This is a genomic window from Streptomyces sp. NPDC040622 (genome assembly GCF_055593965.1).
The window spans coordinates 380,905-398,308 of the sequence record NZ_JBVIXD010000002.1 but is presented as its reverse complement, the minus strand read 5'-3'; the positions used below and the strand labels follow the sequence as shown (position 1 = coordinate 398,308).

14 protein-coding genes and 1 riboswitch are annotated in these 17,404 nt (G+C 72.8%); of the genes, 7 read left to right on the top strand and 7 right to left on the bottom strand.

The features are described from left to right. Window positions 1-27 precede the first annotated feature (27 nt). A complete protein-coding gene (locus ACZ592_RS06205; protein ID WP_471580307.1) occupies window positions 28-783 on the top strand; it encodes a decaprenylphospho-beta-D-erythro-pentofuranosid-2-ulose 2-reductase in 756 nt (251 codons plus the stop codon). Between the two features lie 17 nt (window positions 784-800). Here ACZ592_RS06205 and ACZ592_RS06200 read toward each other — a convergent pair whose 3' ends face one another. From ACZ592_RS06200 to trpS, 3 genes are all read right to left on the bottom strand, one after another. Further along, window positions 801-2,003 carry a hypothetical protein gene (locus ACZ592_RS06200; protein WP_471580306.1) on the bottom strand — a complete coding sequence of 401 codons (1,203 nt, stop codon included), beginning with the start codon at window positions 2,001-2,003 and terminating at the stop codon, window positions 801-803. Window positions 2,004-2,043: 40 nt separating this feature from the next. After that, window positions 2,044-2,625 (bottom strand): 2'-5' RNA ligase family protein, encoded by a 582-nt coding sequence (locus ACZ592_RS06195; protein ID WP_471580305.1) that lies wholly within the window; start codon window positions 2,623-2,625, stop codon window positions 2,044-2,046. An 80-nt stretch (window positions 2,626-2,705) separates the two neighbouring features. Then, window positions 2,706-3,719, bottom strand: a complete 1,014-nt coding sequence (trpS, locus tag ACZ592_RS06190) for a tryptophan--tRNA ligase (protein ID WP_471580304.1) — start codon at window positions 3,717-3,719, stop codon at window positions 2,706-2,708. Window positions 3,720-3,862: 143 nt separating this feature from the next. Here trpS and ACZ592_RS06185 point away from each other — a divergent pair, with 143 nt between their 5' ends. The 3 genes from ACZ592_RS06185 (at window position 3,863) to ACZ592_RS06175 (ending at window position 6,136) form a co-directional block, all read left to right on the top strand. Further along, window positions 3,863-4,411, top strand: a complete 549-nt coding sequence (locus tag ACZ592_RS06185) for an RNA polymerase sigma factor (protein WP_471580726.1) — start codon at window positions 3,863-3,865, stop codon at window positions 4,409-4,411. Then, window positions 4,404-5,228, top strand: coding sequence for a hypothetical protein (locus ACZ592_RS06180; protein ID WP_471580303.1), 825 nt, complete (start codon window positions 4,404-4,406; stop codon window positions 5,226-5,228). The genes ACZ592_RS06185 and ACZ592_RS06180 overlap by 8 nt, the downstream gene beginning before the upstream one ends. Window positions 5,229-5,368: 140 nt before the next feature. Beyond that, window positions 5,369-6,136: a hypothetical protein gene (locus ACZ592_RS06175; protein ID WP_471580302.1), complete on the top strand. Its 768-nt coding sequence runs from the start codon at window positions 5,369-5,371 to the stop codon at window positions 6,134-6,136. Window positions 6,137-6,200: 64 nt separating this feature from the next. Here the strand turns inward: ACZ592_RS06175 and ACZ592_RS06170 are convergent, their stop codons facing one another. Continuing rightward, the gene (locus ACZ592_RS06170) at window positions 6,201-7,499 is read right to left on the bottom strand and encodes a serine hydroxymethyltransferase (RefSeq protein WP_471580301.1); all 1,299 of its coding nucleotides are present in this window, start codon (window positions 7,497-7,499) and stop codon (window positions 6,201-6,203) included. Window positions 7,500-7,539: 40 nt separating this feature from the next. Continuing rightward, window positions 7,540-7,630, bottom strand: a riboswitch (ZMP/ZTP riboswitch). A gap of 210 nt (window positions 7,631-7,840) precedes the next feature. Between ACZ592_RS06170 and rocD the strand changes: the two genes are divergently transcribed. Then, window positions 7,841-9,022, top strand: a complete 1,182-nt coding sequence (rocD, locus tag ACZ592_RS06165) for an ornithine--oxo-acid transaminase (protein ID WP_471580725.1) — start codon at window positions 7,841-7,843, stop codon at window positions 9,020-9,022. A 93-nt stretch (window positions 9,023-9,115) separates the two neighbouring features. On the opposite strand, the gene ACZ592_RS06160 is transcribed toward rocD, so the two are convergent. After that, entirely contained in the window at window positions 9,116-12,877 is a 3,762-nt protein-coding gene (locus ACZ592_RS06160) for an AfsR/SARP family transcriptional regulator (protein ID WP_471580300.1), read from the bottom strand. Window positions 12,878-13,145: 268 nt separating this feature from the next. On the opposite strand from ACZ592_RS06160, the gene ACZ592_RS06155 reads away from it, so the two are divergent. Then, complete coding sequence (locus tag ACZ592_RS06155; RefSeq protein ID WP_471580299.1) at window positions 13,146-14,174, top strand: NADP-dependent oxidoreductase; 1,029 nt, start codon at window positions 13,146-13,148, stop codon at window positions 14,172-14,174. A 225-nt stretch (window positions 14,175-14,399) separates the two neighbouring features. On the opposite strand, the gene ACZ592_RS06150 is transcribed toward ACZ592_RS06155, so the two are convergent. Then, window positions 14,400-15,647, bottom strand: coding sequence for a glutathionylspermidine synthase family protein (locus ACZ592_RS06150; RefSeq protein ID WP_471580298.1), 1,248 nt, complete (start codon window positions 15,645-15,647; stop codon window positions 14,400-14,402). A gap of 74 nt (window positions 15,648-15,721) precedes the next feature. Beyond that, window positions 15,722-16,120, bottom strand: a complete 399-nt coding sequence (locus ACZ592_RS06145) for a hypothetical protein (protein WP_471580297.1) — start codon at window positions 16,118-16,120, stop codon at window positions 15,722-15,724. A gap of 271 nt (window positions 16,121-16,391) precedes the next feature. Between ACZ592_RS06145 and ACZ592_RS06140 the strand changes: the two genes are divergently transcribed. After that, complete coding sequence (locus ACZ592_RS06140) at window positions 16,392-17,234, top strand: DMT family protein (protein ID WP_471580724.1); 843 nt, start codon at window positions 16,392-16,394, stop codon at window positions 17,232-17,234. Window positions 17,235-17,404 lie beyond the last annotated feature (170 nt).

Genomic DNA, 17,404 nt, shown 5'->3' with positions numbered 1-17,404 from the left:
TCGCCCTCTAGTAGGAGACCGGTACTCATGAAAGACGCCTTCGGCACCCCTCAGTCCCTGCTCGTTCTCGGCGGCACCTCCGAGATCGGCCTCGCCACCGCGCGGCGCCTCGTCGCCCGCCGCACCCGCACGGTCTGGCTGGCCGGGCGCCCTTCGCCGGACCTGGAGAAGGCCGCTGCCGGCCTGCGCGACATGGGCGCGGAGGTGCACACCGTCGCCTTCGACGCGCTCGACCCCGAGGCCCACGAAGAGTCACTCGGCAAGATCTTCACCGAGGGCGACATCGACATGGTGCTGCTCGCCTTCGGCATCCTCGGCGACCAGGCGCGCGACGAGGACGAGCCGCTCGCGGCCGTGCGCGTCGCCCAGACCAACTACACGGGCGCGGTCTCGGCGGGCCTGGTCTGCGCGCGGGCGCTGCAGTCCCAGGGGCACGGCTCCCTGGTGGTGCTCTCCTCGGTGGCGGGCGAGCGGGCGCGCCGCTCGAACTTCATCTACGGCTCCAGCAAGGCCGGCCTCGACGCGTTCGCCCAGGGCCTCGGCGACGCGCTGCACGGCACCGGGGTGCACGTGATGGTCGTCCGCCCCGGCTTCGTCCGCTCGAAGATGACGGCGGGCCTGGAGGAGGCCCCCATGGCGACCACTCCGGATGCGGTCGCGGAGGCCATCGAGACGGGCCTGCGGCGCCGTTCGGAGACGGTGTGGGTGCCCGGGGCGCTGCGGGCCGTGATGTCGGCTCTGCGGCACGTCCCGAGGCCGCTGTTCCGACGGCTGCCACTCTAGGCTCCCGCCGGGGCTTCTTACCGGGGCTCGAACGTGGCGGTGGCGGGCAGGGGCAGCGGGTTGCCGCTCTGCATCACGTAGGCCTTGCCCGCGCCGACGAACTTCTTGGTGCCCGGCACCGGCACGATCGGTTCGAGCCAGAGCTGCTGCTTGCCCCCGGCGGTGACCTCGCCCTTCGCCGGCAGGCGCGGCCAGGTCGGCTTGGTGCAGCGGCCTTCCGGCGTGCGGTAACGGCCCACTCCGAAGAGGAGGCCTCCGTCCTCCCCGTGCGTGACGACGTTCCTGGAGAGGCACGGATCCTGCTCGGCGTCCTTCTGCTCGTGCCAGCGGGAGCCGTCCCGGCGCAGCAGGATGTGCTCGCTGGAGGGCTCGTTCTCGACCTCTCCGTGGTTGAAGGTGTGCGAGCCGTACGCCCACACTTCCTTGGGAGAGACCGCCTCCACGCCGTCGAGGGAGGCTCCCGGCTCGGGCGGAACGGGCTCGGGGAAGCGGTACTCGGGCGTCGGCGTCATCGTCCGGGACCTGCTGTCCCAGTGCATCGCGGCGGGCTGGTCGAGCTCACCGCCGTCGCCCGTTCCGGGGCCGCTGGTGCGGAAGCCGACCGCCCACAGGTCGTCGCCCGCCGTGCCGTCGAGCGCGTCGGCCGCGGCGGGCAGCGCGTGGGTGGTCCAGCGGCTGCCGTCCCAGTGCTGCGCCTGCCGCTCGCCGAGCAGCACCCACACGTCGTCGGGTGCGAACACCTTCGTCTGGGTGACGGTCCCCGAACCCGGCGGCCGGGGCACCCGCTGCCAGCGCCTGCCGTCCCAACGGGCCACTCCTGTCGCGGATTCGGCGCCGGAACCGAAGATCCGCACACTGTCGGGCCCCGACGAGTCGAGCCTGGGGTGGAAGACGTTCCCTTCGAGTTCCGCGGGCGGCTTCCGGCGCTCCCATGCGCTGCCTTCGTAGTGCAGCAGGTACTGGCCCTCGGGATCACCCATATCGCCGTTGCCCGACTCCCGGCCCGCGGCCCAGATGTCGTCCTCGGACGTGGCGGTGACGGCGGTCAGTTCGCCCCTGACCGCCTTGCCGACGTGCTCCAGCTTCCAGGAGCCGCCCTGGGCGGGGACACCGGCCGTGGAACTGCCGGTGTCGGTCGGCGGGCCGGGCTTGCCGTCGTCGCTGCCGCAGCCGGCCGCGACGAGGGCCGGCAGGGCGACGGCGGCGGCTGCCTTGCGCATGGTGTCCCCAGGACGATCGGCAGGGGGGGCGCCGCCCCGGTCAGCGAGCGGGCAGCGTACCCCGGGCCGCGGGGGCCGGGGCCTGAGGGGGCACCACGGAGCCGCCGAAGGCGAAGTCGCGCAGCTTGCGCCAGACGCCGTCGGCACCCTGCTCGTAGAGGGCGAAGCCGGTGCAGGGCCACTCGGCCTCGTACTCCGAAAGCTCCTCGTACGCGCGGTCCATGGCCTCTTCGGAGATGCCGTGCGCCACCGTGACGTGCGGGTGGTACGGGAACTGCAGTTCGCGCGCCATCGGCCCGGACGCGTCCCGCACCCGCTCCTGCAGCCAGGAGCAGGCCGAGGCGCCGGAGACCACCTGGACGAAGACGACGGGCGACAGCGGGCGGAAGGTGCCCGTCCCGGAGAGGCGCATCGGGAAGGGGCGCCCGGCCGCCGCGACCGAGAGCAGGTGCGCCTCGACCGCGGGCAGCGCCGACGCGTCCACCTCGGTGGGCGGCAGGAGGGTGACGTGTGTGGGGATGCCGTGCGCCGCGGGGTCCCCGAAGCCCGCGCGCCGCTCCTGGAGCAGCCTGCCGTGGGGCTCCGGGACCGCGATCGAGACGCCGATCGTTACGGTCCCCACGTCGTACTCCTGTCGTCGTGTCGATGGGCAGGGCGCCGCCCGGTGGGCGGCGCCGTTCAGCTGTCGTCCTGTGCGGTGGCTCAGTGCTTGGCGGGCAGGAAGCCCACCTTGTCGTACGCCTGCGCGAGGGTCTCGGCGGCGACGGCCCGCGCCTTCTCCGCGCCCTTGGCCAGGATCGAGTCGAGCGTCTCCGGGTCGTCCAGGTACTGCTGAGTGCGGTCCCGGAAGGGGGTCACGAACTCGACCATGACGTCGGCGAGGTCGGTCTTCAGCGCACCGTAGCCCTTGCCGGCGTACTTCTGCTCCAGTTCGGCGATACCCGTACCGGTGAGCGTGGAGTAGATGCTGAGCAGGTTGCTGACGCCGGGCTTCTCCGCCACGTCGTAGCGGATCTCGGTGCCGGTGTCGGTGACGGCGCTCTTGACCTTCTTGGCCGTGGCCTTGGGCTCGTCGAGGAGGTTGATGAGGCCCTTCGGCGTGGACGCCGACTTGCTCATCTTGATCGACGGGTCCTGAAGGTCGTAGATCTTCGCCGTCTCCTTGAGGATGTACGCCGACGGCACGGTGAACGTCTCGCCGAAGCGGCCGTTGAAGCGCTCGGCGAGGTCACGGGTGAGCTCGATGTGCTGGCGCTGGTCCTCGCCGACCGGCACCTCGTGCGCCTGGTACAGCAGGATGTCGGCGACCTGCAGGACCGGGTACGTGAAGAGGCCGACGGAGGCGCGGTCGGCGCCCTGCTTGGCGGACTTGTCCTTGAACTGCGTCATGCGCGAGGCCTCGCCGAAGCCGGTGAGGCAGTTCATCACCCAGGCGAGCTGGGCGTGCTCGGGCACATGGCTCTGGACGAAGAGCGTGCAGCGCTCCGGGTCGAGACCCGCGGCGAGCAGCTGGGCGGCGGCGAGCCGGGTGTTGGCGCGCAGCTCGGCGGGGTCCTGCGGGACCGTGATCGCGTGCAGGTCCACCACCATGTAGAAGGCGTCGTGGGACTCCTGCAGCGCCACCCACTGGCGGACCGCGCCGAGGTAATTGCCGAGGTGGAACGAGCCGGCGGTGGGCTGGATCCCGGAGAGCACACGAGGTCGTTCAGAGGCCATGGTGCCCATTCTCTCAGGTGACTCTCATAGGTCGGAAACAGGTGTGTGACGGGTGGGAACCGATCCGCCACGGCCGGTGTATCAAAGGTGTGAGGGCACAGGGGGAGGTCCTGGAGGGGGGCCGCGTCGTCGACGAGGGTGCGGTGATCGCCCGCGTGCGCGCCGGAGAAGCGGAGGCGTACGCGGAATTGGTGCGGGCGTTCACCGGCATCGCGCTCAGGGCGGCCGTGGCACTCGGCGCGGGATCGGACGCGGAAGACGTGGTGCAGCAGGCCTTTTTCAAGGCCTACTGCTCACTCGGGCGGTTCAGGGACGGCTCGGCGTTCAAGCCGTGGCTGCTCGCGATCGTGGCCAATGAGACGAGGAACACAGTGCGTTCGGCGGTGCGGCAGCGATCGGTCGTCGGCCGGGAGGCGGCGCTCGCCGAAGCGGAGCCGCTGATACCGGAATCGGCGGACCCGGCGGTGGCGGCGCTGGCGGACGAGCGCAGGGCGGCACTGCTCACCGCCCTCGACCAGCTCAGCGACGACCACCGGCTGGTCGTCACCTACCGCTATCTCCTGGAGATGGACGAGGCGGAGACCGCGCAGGCGCTCGGCTGGCCGCGCGGCACGGTGAAGTCCCGGCTGAACCGCGCGCTGCGCAAGCTGGGGCGGCTGCTTCCCGGGGAGGGAGGTGAGGGGCATGAGTGAGCCGGGCCACGAGGGCGAGTCGGCGCGGGAGGCGGCGCGGCTCCGCGAGGATCTGCGGGCGCTCGGCCGGTCGATGGACGCCGGGGGCGTGGGCGGGGAGTCGATGGCCGAGCGTGTCATCGCGCAGATACTCGCGGAGCGGACTCCGGTCCCGGTGGCCGAGCCGGCCGGGCCGGCCGAGCGGCTGCGGCGCTGGACGCGGATGCGGTGGCGCAGGGTGACGGCCGCGCTCTGCGGGGTGCTCACGGTCCTCGCGCTCACGCCTCCGGTGCGGGCGGCGGTCTTCGAGTGGTTCGACTTCGGCGGGGTCGAGGTGCGGTACGACCCGTCGGCGACGCCCTCGGCGGGCGCGGGCACGGCCGACCCGGGCACGACCGGCTGCGGTACTCCTGTGACGACGGCCCAGGCCCGGCGTCTGGCCGGGTTCTCCCCCGTGGTGCCGGCATCGCTCGGCGCCCCGGACGTGGTGTCCGTGACGCGGGAGCCGGGTGCCGGTGTGCTGGTCAGCCTCTGCTGGCGGCAGGACGGCCGGACGATACGCCTCGACGAGTACCCGGCCCGCCTCGACCCCGGCTTCGCCAAGACGGTGCCGGTGCCGCCCGACTGGGTCGATGTCGACCGCGAGACGGGTCTCTGGTTCGCCCGGCCGCACCGGCTCACGTTCTGGCTGGTGGAGGGCGACGGCGATCGCCGGCGCCGCTCCGAGCGGACGGCGGGTCCCACGCTGCTGTGGACGCGCGGGCAGGAGCTGACGCTGCGGCTGGAAGGCGTGCCGTCCAAGGAGCGGGCGCTGCGGATCGCGGAGTCGATCCCCTGATCAGTACGCCTGAGAAATCAGCCTGCGACATCAGCCGAGGACCGGTTCGGGCGGATCGGGAACCTGAACGGCTCGGGCGGTGTACCAGAAGTGAATCGGCGCGGAGGGGCCGCGCCGACGGGCAGCTGGGGGGATCGGACATGCGGACGACGAAGGGACTGTGCGGCGCGGCGGCGGGGCTGGGGCTCGCGACGGCGCTGGTGGTGCTCGGCGCGCCCCGGGCGGCGGCCGGTGGGCCGACGAGCGTGCTGCTGGTGTCACCGGAGAGCACGGAGAGCGCGTCGCTGTACTACAGCGACGCGGAGTACGACGAGCTGGAGCGCTGGCTCGAGCCCGCGGGATCCGCCGAGAAGCCGGGCGGGGAGGATCCGCCGGGCCTCGGCATCGGTGAGGACAGCCGCCAGATCAACGTCACGTGGATGGTCCACGACGTGCAGGCGTGGCGGGTGGACCGGGTCTATCCGCCGCAGCCCGGCGAGAAGACGGCGGACGTCTGGGTGCACAGGTCGACAGACCTCGATTCGCTGAACGGCGACTGGTACCGGGCCAAGGAGCCCAAGCGCCTGACGTCCCTGTTCAAGGAGCTCGGCCTCATGGGCAAGGCATCCGGCCGGGGCACCTCGGGAATCGCGCCGCGCACGGAGGAGACTCCGGCACCGACAGGCCCCGAAACAGCTCAAGGCAAAGAGAACAAAGACCACAAAGAGGATGAACGCCTGATCGCTGTCGAGGGCGGGCCCGGTAGCAGTACCGGCACGGACTGGTGGTGGGCGATACCGGGCGCCGGGGCCGGCGCGGTCGCCGCCCTGCTGCTGCGGAGGCCGGTGACCGCTCGCTGGGCGACAGCGTCGACGTGGCGCCGGCGCCCCCATGAGCCGGGGCCCCGGCAGGAGCTCCGGGACCTGTGACCCGACGGCCGGCCGCTCCCGCTGCCGGGAAGGCGACGGGAGCGGCGACCGGACGGCGGTGAGGTCAGGCGGTCGGCAGGCCGGGAGCCGGGTGGGCGGCCATCAGGTCGGCGACCTCCGCCCTGATCTTCGTCAGGGTGCCCTCGTCCCCGGTGCGCGCGGCGGCGACACCGCGGTCGATCCAGTCGGCGACCGTCACCATGTCCTGCGTGCCGAGTCCACGGGAGGTGAGGGAAGGGGTACCGATGCGGATGCCCGAGGGGTCGAACGGCTTCCTCGGGTCGAAGGGGACGGTGTTGTAGTTGACGACGATCCCGGCCCGGTCGAGGGCCTTCGCGGCGATCTTGCCCGGGACGTCCTTCGGGGTGAGGTCCATCAGGATCAGGTGGTTGTCGGTACCGCCGGAGACCAGGTCGAAGCCGCGGGCGAGCAGGGCGTCGGCGAGGGCCTTGGCGTTGTCGACGACCGCGTGGGCGTAGTCCCGGAAGGAGGGCCGGGACGCCTCGTGGAGGGCGACCGCGATGGCCGCGGTGGTCTGGTTGTGCGGGCCGCCCTGCAGGCCGGGGAAGACCGCCTTGTCGATCGCCTTGGCGTGCTCCTCGCGGCACATGAGCATCGCGCCGCGCGGGCCTCGCAGGGTCTTGTGGGTGGTCGTGGAGATCACGTCGGCGTGCGGCGCCGGCGAGGGGTGGGCGCCGCCCGCGATCAGCCCGGCGATGTGCGCGACGTCGGCCACCAGGACGGCGCCGGCCTCACGGGCGATCTCGGCGAAGGCCGCGAAGTCGATGGTGCGAGGGAGGGCGGTGCCACCGCAGAAGATCAGCTTGGGGCGTTCCTTGAGGGCGAGGTCGCGGACCTCGTCGAGGTCGATGCGGCCGTTCGTCTCCGGGTCCGTGGTGCGGCGCACGCCGTACTGCACGCCACGGAACCACTTGCCGGTGGCGGAGACGCCCCAGCCGTGGGTGAGGTGGCCGCCCATCGGCAGGGCCATGCCCATCACGGTGTCGCCGGGCTCGGCGAAGGCGAGGTAGACGGCGAGGTTGGCCGGAGAGCCGGAGTAGGGCTGGACATTGGCGTGCTCGACGCCGAAGACGGCCTTGGCGCGGTCGATGGCCAGGCGCTCGACGAGGTCGATGTTCTGCTGGCCCTCGTAGTAGCGGCGGCCGGCGTAGCCCTCGCTGTACTTGTTCTGCAGGACCGTGCCCGATGCCTCGAGGACCGCGGTGGAGACGTAGTTCTCGCTGGGGATCAGGCGCAGGGTGTCGGCCTGGAGCTGCTCCTCGGCGCCGATCAGGGCAGCGAGTTCGGGGTCCTCGGCGGCCAGGGCGGGATGGTGCTGAGCAGAAGGGGAAGGGAGAGTCATGGCGTCCTCCGGGGCGAGCGGTGAGTATCCGGTCGTGGTCCCGGGGTGCCCAGGCGGGCGGCACCTCGAAGGTTCTGCCTCGCACGGCTTCCTCGGGGTCGGTTCCCCGTGCGCCAGTCACCGTGCTGTCAGGGCCAGCCTAGCTGGCACGCCGATACGGCAGGTTTCTTCGTCCGCGATGCGAGCGACGATAGAACTTGGGCGCCACACCCGCCCCCCGCCGCAGGACGAACGGAGACCCCGTGTCGAGTACGCCATCTCCCCTTACGTCATCCTCGCCGTCATCCGCGTCGCCGTCGGCGTCCACCGGATCCGGCACCGGCTCGGCCGGCGCGCGGCTCATCGCCGAGGCCGAGGCGCACAGTGCGCACAACTACCATCCGCTGCCCGTCGTCGTCGCCTCCGCCGAGGGCGCGTGGATGACCGATGTCGAGGGACGCCGCTACCTCGACATGCTCGCCGGGTACTCGGCGCTCAACTTCGGACACGGCAACCGCCGCCTCATCGACGCCGCGAAGGCGCAGCTGGAGCGGGTGACGCTGACCTCGCGGGCCTTCCACCACGACCGTTTCGCCGAGTTCTGTACGCGCCTTGCCGAACTCTGCGGCAAGGAGATGGTGCTGCCCATGAACACCGGTGCGGAGGCCGTCGAGACGGCCGTGAAGACCGCACGGAAGTGGGGGTACCGGGTCAAGGGAGTGCCGGACGGGCGGGCGAGGATCGTCGTCGCGGCGGACAACTTCCACGGCCGGACCACGACCATCATCAGCTTCTCCACGGACGAGGAGGCGCGGGCGGACTTCGGGCCCTACACACCGGGCTTCGACATCGTGCCGTACGGCGATCTGGAGGCGCTGCGGGCCGCGGTCACCGAGGACACCGTGGCCGTGCTGATCGAACCGGTCCAGGGCGAGGCGGGGGTCCTGGTGCCGCCGGCCGGATATCTGCCGGGGGTCAGGGAGCTGACCCGGGAACGCGGCGTGCTCTTCATCGCGGACGAGATCCAGTCGGGGCTCGGCCGGACGGGACGCACGTTCGCGTGCGAGCACGAGGGCGTGGTGCCCGACATGTACGTGCTGGGCAAGGCGCTCGGCGGCGGTGTCGTACCGGTCTCCGCGGTGGTCGCCGATGCCGAGGTGCTCGGGGTGTTCAAGCCGGGCGAGCACGGGTCGACGTTCGGCGGCAATCCCCTGGCGTGCGCGGTGGGCCTGGAGGTGGTCGACATGCTGTCGACGGGCGAGTTCCAGGAGCGGGCCACGGAGCTGGGTGATCACCTGCACGCCGAGCTGGGGCTGTTGACCGGTACGGGCAAGGTCACGGAGGTACGGGGACGTGGGCTGTGGGCGGGCGTCGACATCGCCCCGTCGTACGGCACGGGACGGGAGATCTCCGAGAAGTTGATGGACAGGGGGGTGCTGGTCAAGGACACGCACGGGTCGACGATCCGCATCGCTCCTCCACTGGTGATCAGCAAGGAGGACCTGGACTGGGGGCTCGATCAGCTACGGGCCGTGCTGAGCTAGCCGCGGAGTCGGCCCAGGGCGGCGGGGCCCGGCGCCCGGGTGCGGGCCGACGCCCCGGGGCAACCGCACCGTGGCAAGCGCTCCTGGCGGCGGTCAGGAGCGGGTCTCCTTGGCGTAGGCCGCGGTGAAGGCGGTGTCGTCGAGGGCCTGCCGGATGCGGTGTGCGGCGCGGGTGACGTCCGTGCGTTCCGCGGGAGGCAGGGGCGCGCCCTCCGCCTCGCGGATCCGGGTGGCGGTGCCGAGGAGGCCGGCGGCGTGGGCATGGTCGCCGGCCAGGGAGCGGGCTCCCGCGAGGCCTTCCAGGGCCAGGGCCACGGCCCGTTCGTCACCCGTCGTGCGGGCCACGGCCAGGCCCTCGCGGTGGAGCTCCTCCGCGCGCGCCGCGTCGCCGCGCTGCTCGGCGACGTAACCGAGCTGGGCCAGGATCAGGGCGGTGCCGGAGTCGACGCCGAAGCGGCGGTTGAAGTCCAGCCAGGGCAGGAGGAGTTCCTCGGCGGTCTCCAGGTCGCCGCGGTGGCGGGCGCCCAGGGCGAGCCCCGTCTCGGCGAACTGCTGGGCGGGGCGGTGGGACTGCTGGGCGGCGAGGTGGGCGGCGCGTTCGTGGAAGGCGGTGGCGGCGGGGTCGTCGCCGGTCAGGAGGGCGAGCCGGCCGAGGCGGGAGAGGCGGAAGGAGAGGTCGGTCCAGAGTTCGAGTTCCTCGGCGCCGCGCATGCCGTCGCGCTGGAGCCGGGACGCCTCGTCGTAGTCGGCGGCGATCTCGGCGAGCACACCGAGCTGCTCGGATGACTGCAACTGGCCCCAGCGGTCGCCGAGTTCGGTGAAGAGTGCGGCGCTGCGCGTGGCGTCGCGGCGCAGGTCCTGGAGGTCGCCCCGGTAGAGGGCGCGGGTGGCGCGGGTGGAGAGCGTGGCGGCCTCGCCCCAGCGGTCCCCGGCGGCCCGGAACTCCGCGAGCAGCGCATCGACCCGGGCGCCCTCACGCGGCGAGTGGTCGAACCCGCACCGCGCGAAGGCCAGCAGCCAGCGGGAGCGCGCGTCGGCCGGGGTGGTGACCTCGCGCTCGCACGTGTTGCCGTGCGCGCAGCTGGCCTCACCGGTGAGCAGGGCGAAGGCGGCGTGGGCGGAGGCGGCGGCGGTGCGGGCGGAGGCCGTCGCGGTGGCCGTGGGGACCTCTTCGCCGGGGCGAGTTGTCGGGGACGTCTCGGCGGGTGCTGTCGGGGCAAGGCTCAGGGCCTGGTCCAAGGAGCGCATGGCTTCGCGGAGGCGGCCGCGGAGGAACCAGTACCAGGACAGGGCGTTGACGAGGCGCAGGGCCGTGGGGGCGTCGGAATGCGTGGTCGCCCAGTTCAGGGCGGCACGGAGGTTCACCGTCTCGTGGTCGAGGCGGCGCAGCCAGGCGCGTTGGTCGGGACCGCGCAGGGCGGCGCCCGCTCGTTCGGCGAAGGCGGCGAAGTGGAGGGCGTGGCGGCGGCGGATCTCGGCGGTCTCGGCGGCGGCGTCGAGGCGTTCGAGACTGTAGGCGGTGACGGATTCGAGCATGCGGTAGCGCAGCTCGGGGGCGCCGGTCGCGGTCGGGGCGAGGAGGGAGCGGTCCACGAGGCGGGTGACCAGGTCGAGCACGTCGTCCGCACCCTCAGGTGCCGATCCCGGGTCCGACCCCGACCCCGACCCTGGTCCTGGTCCTGATCCCGACCCTGGTCCTGGTCCCGACCCCAAGAGGACGGCCTCCGCGCTGTCCAAGGTGAAGCCGCCGCCGAACACGGCGAGTCGGCGCAGTGCGCGTCGCTCCGGGGCGGTGAGGAGTTCCCAACTCCAGTCGATCATCGCGCGCAGGGTGCGTTGGCGGGCCGGGGCGTCGCGGCGCACCTGGTTCAGGAGGCGGAAGCGGTCGTGCAGCCGGTCGGCGAGGGCGTGCACGCCGAGGGCGCGTACGCGGGTGGCGGCGAGTTCGACGGCGAGCGGGATGCCGTCCAGGCGCCGGCAGATGAGGGCGGCGGCCGCGCGGTTCCCGTCGTCCAGGGCGAAGCCGGGCGCTGCGGCTTCGGCGCGGGCCGCGAAGAGCCGCAGCGCGTTCTCCTCGTCGAGTGGGACGACGGCTTCCAGGGTCTCGCCGGTCAGGGCAAGGGGCTCCTGGCTGGTGGCGAGGATGTGCAGGCGCGGTGCGTGGCGCAGGAGTTGGGCGGTGAGGTCGGCGACGGGAGCGAGGACGTGCTCACAGTTGTCGAGAACGAGGAGAAGGCGACGACCGGCCAAGGCACGGCCCAGCCGCTCGGCAGCGGTGGGGTCGGCCGCCTCCGACCGTGCCGCCTCCGACCGTGCCCCCTCCGGCCGTGCCGCCTCCGACCGTGCCCTCTCCGAGCCGTACTGCTCCGCCAGATCGCCATCGCCCGGCCCCGCCAGGCCACCGAGCTCCACCCGGTCGTCCAGCCCCACCAGGCCACCTGGTCCCGCCAGGTCGTCCAGCCCCACCAGGTCACCCGGCCCCACCAGGCCACCCGGCCCCGCCGGATCCCCCGGCGCGTCGTCGCGGATGCCCAGTGCCGTAGCCACCGTGGCCGCCACCTCGGCGCGTGTTCCGGCGAGTTCGGCCAGCCAGATGCCGTCGGGGAAGTGCTCGGTCAGGCCCGCCGCCGACTCCAGGGCGAGGCGCGTCTTGCCCACACCGCCGGGGCCCGTGAGGGTGACCAGGCGTCCGGCGCCTACGAGGTCCCGTATGCGCGCGACTGACTGTTCGCGGCCGATGAGGTCCGTGATCTGCGCGGGCAGGTTGGTGAGCGGGCGCGGTGCGGTCGACGCCGTGTCCGCCGCATCACCGGCCCCGGCGCCCGCCCCACCACCAGCAGCAGCACTCGGCCCACCACCGGCACCAGCCCTAGCACTGTCACCGCCACTGCCACCGCCACCGCCACCGCCACCGCCACCAGCACCAGCACCAGCACCAGCACCAGCACCAGCACCAGGGGCGGCCATCCCACCGGCCCTCGCCCCCGAACCCACTCCGACCCCCAATCCGACCCCCAGCCCGACGCCCCCTCCCCCACCCAACCCCACGTCCTGCCGCAACATCGCCTCGTGCAGCGACGTCAGTTCGGGGCTCGGGTCGATGCCGAGTTCGTCGGCCAAGTGCAGTCGCAGGTCGCGGTAGGACTCCAGGGCCTCGGCGACGCGGCCGGCGCCGTACAGGGCGCGGAGGTGAAGGGCCCGCAGGCGTTCACGGAGGGGCTCGCCTGCGACCATAGATGCCAACTCGTCGGCCAGGAAAGCGTGTTCGCCGCGTTCCAGACGCAGCTCGGCCAGCGTTTCCTGGGCGGTGAGGCGCTGTTCCGCCAGGCGGGACGCGGCCGCACGGGTGTACTCCGCGTCGCGGAAGTCGGCGTACGCGGGTCCGCGCCACAGCGCCAGTGCCTCGGTGAGGAGCGCCGCCTTCGCACCCGGATCCGCCACCTCCCCCACCTCCCCCCGGTCCCCGCTGTCCCCCTGGCCCCCGCTGCCCCCTCTGTCCCTGCTGTCCGTCGCGTACGCGCGCGAGGTCAGCGTCTCGAACCGGGCGGCGTCCACGTGGTCGGACGGGACGCGCAGCTCGTACCCGGCGGGCCCGTACACGACCAGGCCGCGGCCGCCCGGCTCCGCCGCCTCCAGGGCGCGGCGGAGCTGGGAGACCTTCGTCTGGAGGGAGTTGGCCGGTGAGGACGGCGGGCGGTCGCCCCACAGGTCGTCGACCAACGTGTCCACCGCGACAGGGGCACCCGCCCGCACGAGGAGCGCGGCGAGCAGTGCGCGCACCTTCGGCTCCGGGGCCGGCGCGGCCGTCCCACCCTCCGTGCGCACCGTCAGCGGGCCCAGTACCTCGAATCGCATACGGCCACGGTAAACGGCCACGTCAAGCGCATATCGCCGAGATCGACGCGGGCCCGCACGCGACAGAGGCCGCCACTGACGGTCCACGCACGGCCCGGCGTTGCGGTCCGTGCGTGGGCCGTCAGCGTTCCGTGCGCGCCCCCGTGCACTGTGGTCACAAGAACAGCGCAGGCCGAACACCGAACACCCGAACATCGACCAGTGACCACTGGCCACCGACCACCGGCCACCGAGATCGCCCAGGCGGTCACCAGCCTCAGGAGTCATCATGAACGCCCTCCCGACCGTCGCCCGCGAAATCCGTCTCGCCGCCCGCCCCGTCGGCGAACCCGCCGCCGAGAACTTCGAGTTGGTCACCGTCGAGGTCCCCGAGCGGCTCGGCGAGGGGCAGATACTCGTCCGCAACACCTGGATGTCGGTCGACCCGTACATGCGGGGCCGCATGGACGACGCGCCCTCCTACATCGCGCCGTTCCCGCTGGGCGCCCCGCTCGACGGCAGCGCGGTCGGCGAGGTCGTCGCGTCGAACGCCCCCGAGGTCCCCGTCGGCGCCACCGTCACGCACTTCCTGGGCTGGCGGGAGTACTCCGTGGTCGACGCGGCGGCCGCGACCGTCGTCGACACCACGCTCGCCCCGGCCGACGCCTACCTCGGCCCGCTCGGGGCGACCGGCCTCACGGCGTACGCCGCGCTGACCCGCACCGCCCCGGTGCGCGAGGGCGACGTGGTCTTCGTGTCCGCCGCGGCCGGGGCGGTCGGCAGCATCGCGGGGCAGATCGCCCGTGAGCTCGGCGCCTCCCGGGTGATCGGCTCCGCGGGCGGCCCGGCGAAGACGAAGAAGCTGCTCGACACGTTCGGCTACGACGCGGCCATCGACTACCGCGAGGGTGGGCTGCCCGAACAGCTCGCCGAGGCCGCACCCGACGGCGTCGACGTCTACCTCGACTCGGTCGGCGGCGACCACCTGGAGGCTGCGATCGGCGCGATCCGTCCCGGCGGCCGTATCGCGCTGGTCGGCGCCATCAGCACGTACAACGCCACCACGCCGGCCCCGGGCCCGAACAACCTCTTCCAGGCCGCCAAGCAGGAGGCGACACTGCGCGGCGTGCTCGTCACCAGTCACCTCGACCTGTTCCCGGAGTGGATCGGCCGGGCGGCGCCCCTGCTCGCGGACGGCACCCTGCGCACGGAGCAGACCGTCGTCGACGGCATCGAGCGGGCGCCCGAGGCGTTCCTCGGGATGCTGCGCGGCGCGAACACCGGCAAGATGCTGGTCCGGCTCGGCGCGGGCTCCTGAACGGCACGACGGGGCGGGTGCCAGGACCCCGGCTCACCCTCCCGCCAGGCTCCCGCGCGGCAAACGCGGGAGCCGGGCGGGCCGTCAGCACGTCGGCGGGCCGCCAGCACGTCGCGCCCTCACAGGTCCAGGCCCGTCCCCACAGGGGCACTGGCACCCTTGCGGGATCAAGGGCACTGGCACCCTCGCGGGATCAGGGGCGCCCCCGCAGGATCACGCGCGTCCTCACAGGATCACGTGCGGAAGGAACCGCGCGTACTCGTCCGTGATGAGTCCCGACGACTCCCTGATCCCGAGTCCCGCCGCCTCGTCCTCCACGACCCACGCGCCGAGCACCACCCGGTTGCCGTCGAAGTCGGGCAGGGGCGCCAACTCCTGGTAGCAGCAGGGCTCTTGGCGTACGACGTCGGACCCGGGGAGGTGGCCCGGGCCTGCGGCGCCCACGGAGCCCACCGAGCCCACCGAGCCCACGGAACGCACCGGCTCGTGCACCGTCACCCCGGCGCCCTCGCGTCCGAGCAGCGGCTTGGCGACGTAGCCGCGTTCCGTGGCGAGCTCACGGGGGCCGTCCAGGTAGGCGGGGAGGAGGTTCGGGTGGCCCGGGTAGAGCTCCCACAACACCGCGAGCAGCGCCTTGTTGGAGAGCAGCATCTTCCAGGCGGGCTCGATCCACAGCGTCGAACCGGTACCACCGCCGTTGTCGAGGGTTTCCAGGACGTGCGGCGCGAAGCGGTCCGTGGTGAGCCACTCCCACGGGTAGAGCTTGAAGCAACTACGCATGAAACGAAGGCGCTTGTCGACGAAGCGGCGCGAGAGCCGGTCCCAGCCGACGTCCTCCATGGAGATGGCTTCCGTGGCGAGACCGGCCTGGTCGGCCGTCTCGCGCAAGTAGGCCACGGTCATCAGGTCCTCGCCGAGCTCGTCGGCCGCCGAGTGCGCGAAGTACAGGGGGCCGCCGGGCGGCAGCAGCGGGGCCTGCTTCTTCCAGGCGTCGACGAGCCGTTCGTGGAGGGAGTTCCACTGGTCGGCGCCGGGGAAGCGCTCCTCCATCCAGAACCACTGCGGGCTCGCGGCCTCCACCAGGGAGGTGGGGGTGTCGGCGTTGTACTCCAGCATCTTCGCCGGGCCCGTACCGTCGTAGCGCAGGTCGAAACGGCCGTACAGGGACGGGAGTTCGGCCTTGCGCCGCCACGCCTCGGTGACGGCGTCGGCCACCCGCGGGTCGGTGATGCCGAGGTCGGCGAGGCGGTCGTGGTCGACGATGTGCGCGGCGGCGGCCAGGCACATCGCGTGCAGCTCCTCGACGACCTCCTCCAGCGCCTCGACCTCGGGGAGCGAGAAGACGTAGTACGCGCTCTCGTCCCAGTAGGGGCGCAGGCTGTCGTCGGGGTAGCGGGTCAGGGGGTAGATGAGGCCCTGGTCCTCGACGGTCTGCTGCCAGCCGGGGCGGGGTTCGATGGTGCGGCGTTCCATGGCGTACGTGTCCGGTCCTGTCCCGTCCTGTGCCTGTTCCCGTCTGGTGCCTGTTCCCGTATCGTGCCCGCCGCTCAGCCGCCGCCACTGCCGCCCGAGCAGCCGAAGCCGTCCCGGTCGACGGCCTCGCTGCGGCTGAACGTGCCGAAGTCGGCGTAGCGCCCGTCGACGTCGGCGTCGTAGTACCAGGCGGGGTCGGAGCGGCCCGACGTCTTGCCGGTGCCGTACGAACCGGAGCCCGCCGTGCGGCCCTTGCCCGTCGAGGAGCCGGCCGAACCCGATGAGGAAGAGGCCCCGGCCTTGCAGTTCTTGTCGCCGACGATCTTGTAGCCCAGCATGCTGTCGTAGCTGTCCCGGTCCACGCAGCGCCGGTCCGGGTCCGAGCCGCAGGAGGTCAGGGCCGCCGCGAGGACGCCCATCCCGCCGAGTACGACCGTGCTGGAGCGCAGCCGTCGAGTCTGCTTCTGTGCCATGTGTTCCGAATCCCCCGTCGTACCGCGTCATCTCGCGTCGCCCCGCCTCGTTCCGCGGGCGCGTCCGCGTTCCGGGTCCCGTACGCGGCCTGCGTCGCGCCGCGCTGCGTAGGCGCCCGCGGCTCTTGGTACGTGACCGGTCGTACGTGACCGGCGATCAGCGTAGGTAAGTCCTGCCGGACCGTGCCAGTCCCCTCCCCCGGATGTCCCTTGAGTCTCCTTTGGGTCTCCTCCCCACACCGTCCTCTACAGTCACTTCGTGTCTCTTGGGATGATTTGCGCTCTCGGCTCAGCGGTCTGCTTCGGCACGGCCTCCGTTCTCCAGGCGGTCGCCGCGCGCGCCACCGCGCCCGGCACCGGCTCCGGCGTCGACCCGGCGCTGCTGCTGCGCGCGCTGCGCCAGTGGCGTTACGTGGCCGGACTCGCCCTGGACGGACTCGGCTTCCTGCTGCAGATCGTGGCGCTGCGTTCCGTCCCGATCTACGCCGTGGGCGCGGCGCTCGCCGCGAGCCTCGCCGTCACCGCGGTCGTCGCCTCCCGGCTCCTGCACGTACGGCTCAGCGGCGTCGAATGGGGTGCGGTGGGCGTCGTCTGCGCGGGGCTCGCGATGCTGGGCCTCGCGTCCGGCGACGAGGGCGACGGCACGGGATCGACGACCCTGCGGTACGTGATGCTCGGCATCGCCCTCGCCGTCCTGCTGGTCGGCGCGGTCGCCGGGCGGCTCCCCGGGCGGGGGCGCGCGCTGGCGCTCGGCCTGGGGGCGGGCTGCGGCTTCGGGGTGGTCGAGGTGACCGTACGCCTCATCGACGACGTGTCGCCGGGGGCGCTCCTGGCCAACCCGGCGGCGTACGCGCTGCTGGTGGGCGGCGGCGCGGCCTTCCTGCTGCTCACCTCCGCGCTGCAGCGCGGCTCGGTGACGACGGCCACGGCGGGGATGGTGATCGGCGAGACGATCGGTCCCGCCCTGGTGGGCGTGGTCTGGCTCGGCGACCGCACCCGCGAGGGGCTGGGCTGGCTCGCGGTCCTCGGGTTCGCGGTGGCGGTGGCGGGGGCGTTGGCGTTGGCGCGGTTCGGCGAGGCGCCGGAGGACGGTGCGGGAGGCGTGGCTCAGTGATCCGTTCCGGTCTGCCACTACTCCGGTGAACGCCTCGGGTCCGGCCTGCCACTACTCCGGTGAACGCCTCAGGCCCGGCCTGCCACTACTCCGGTGAACGCCTCAGGCCCGGCCTGCCACTACTCCGGTGAACGCCTCAGGCCCGGCCTGCCACTACTCCGGTGAACGCA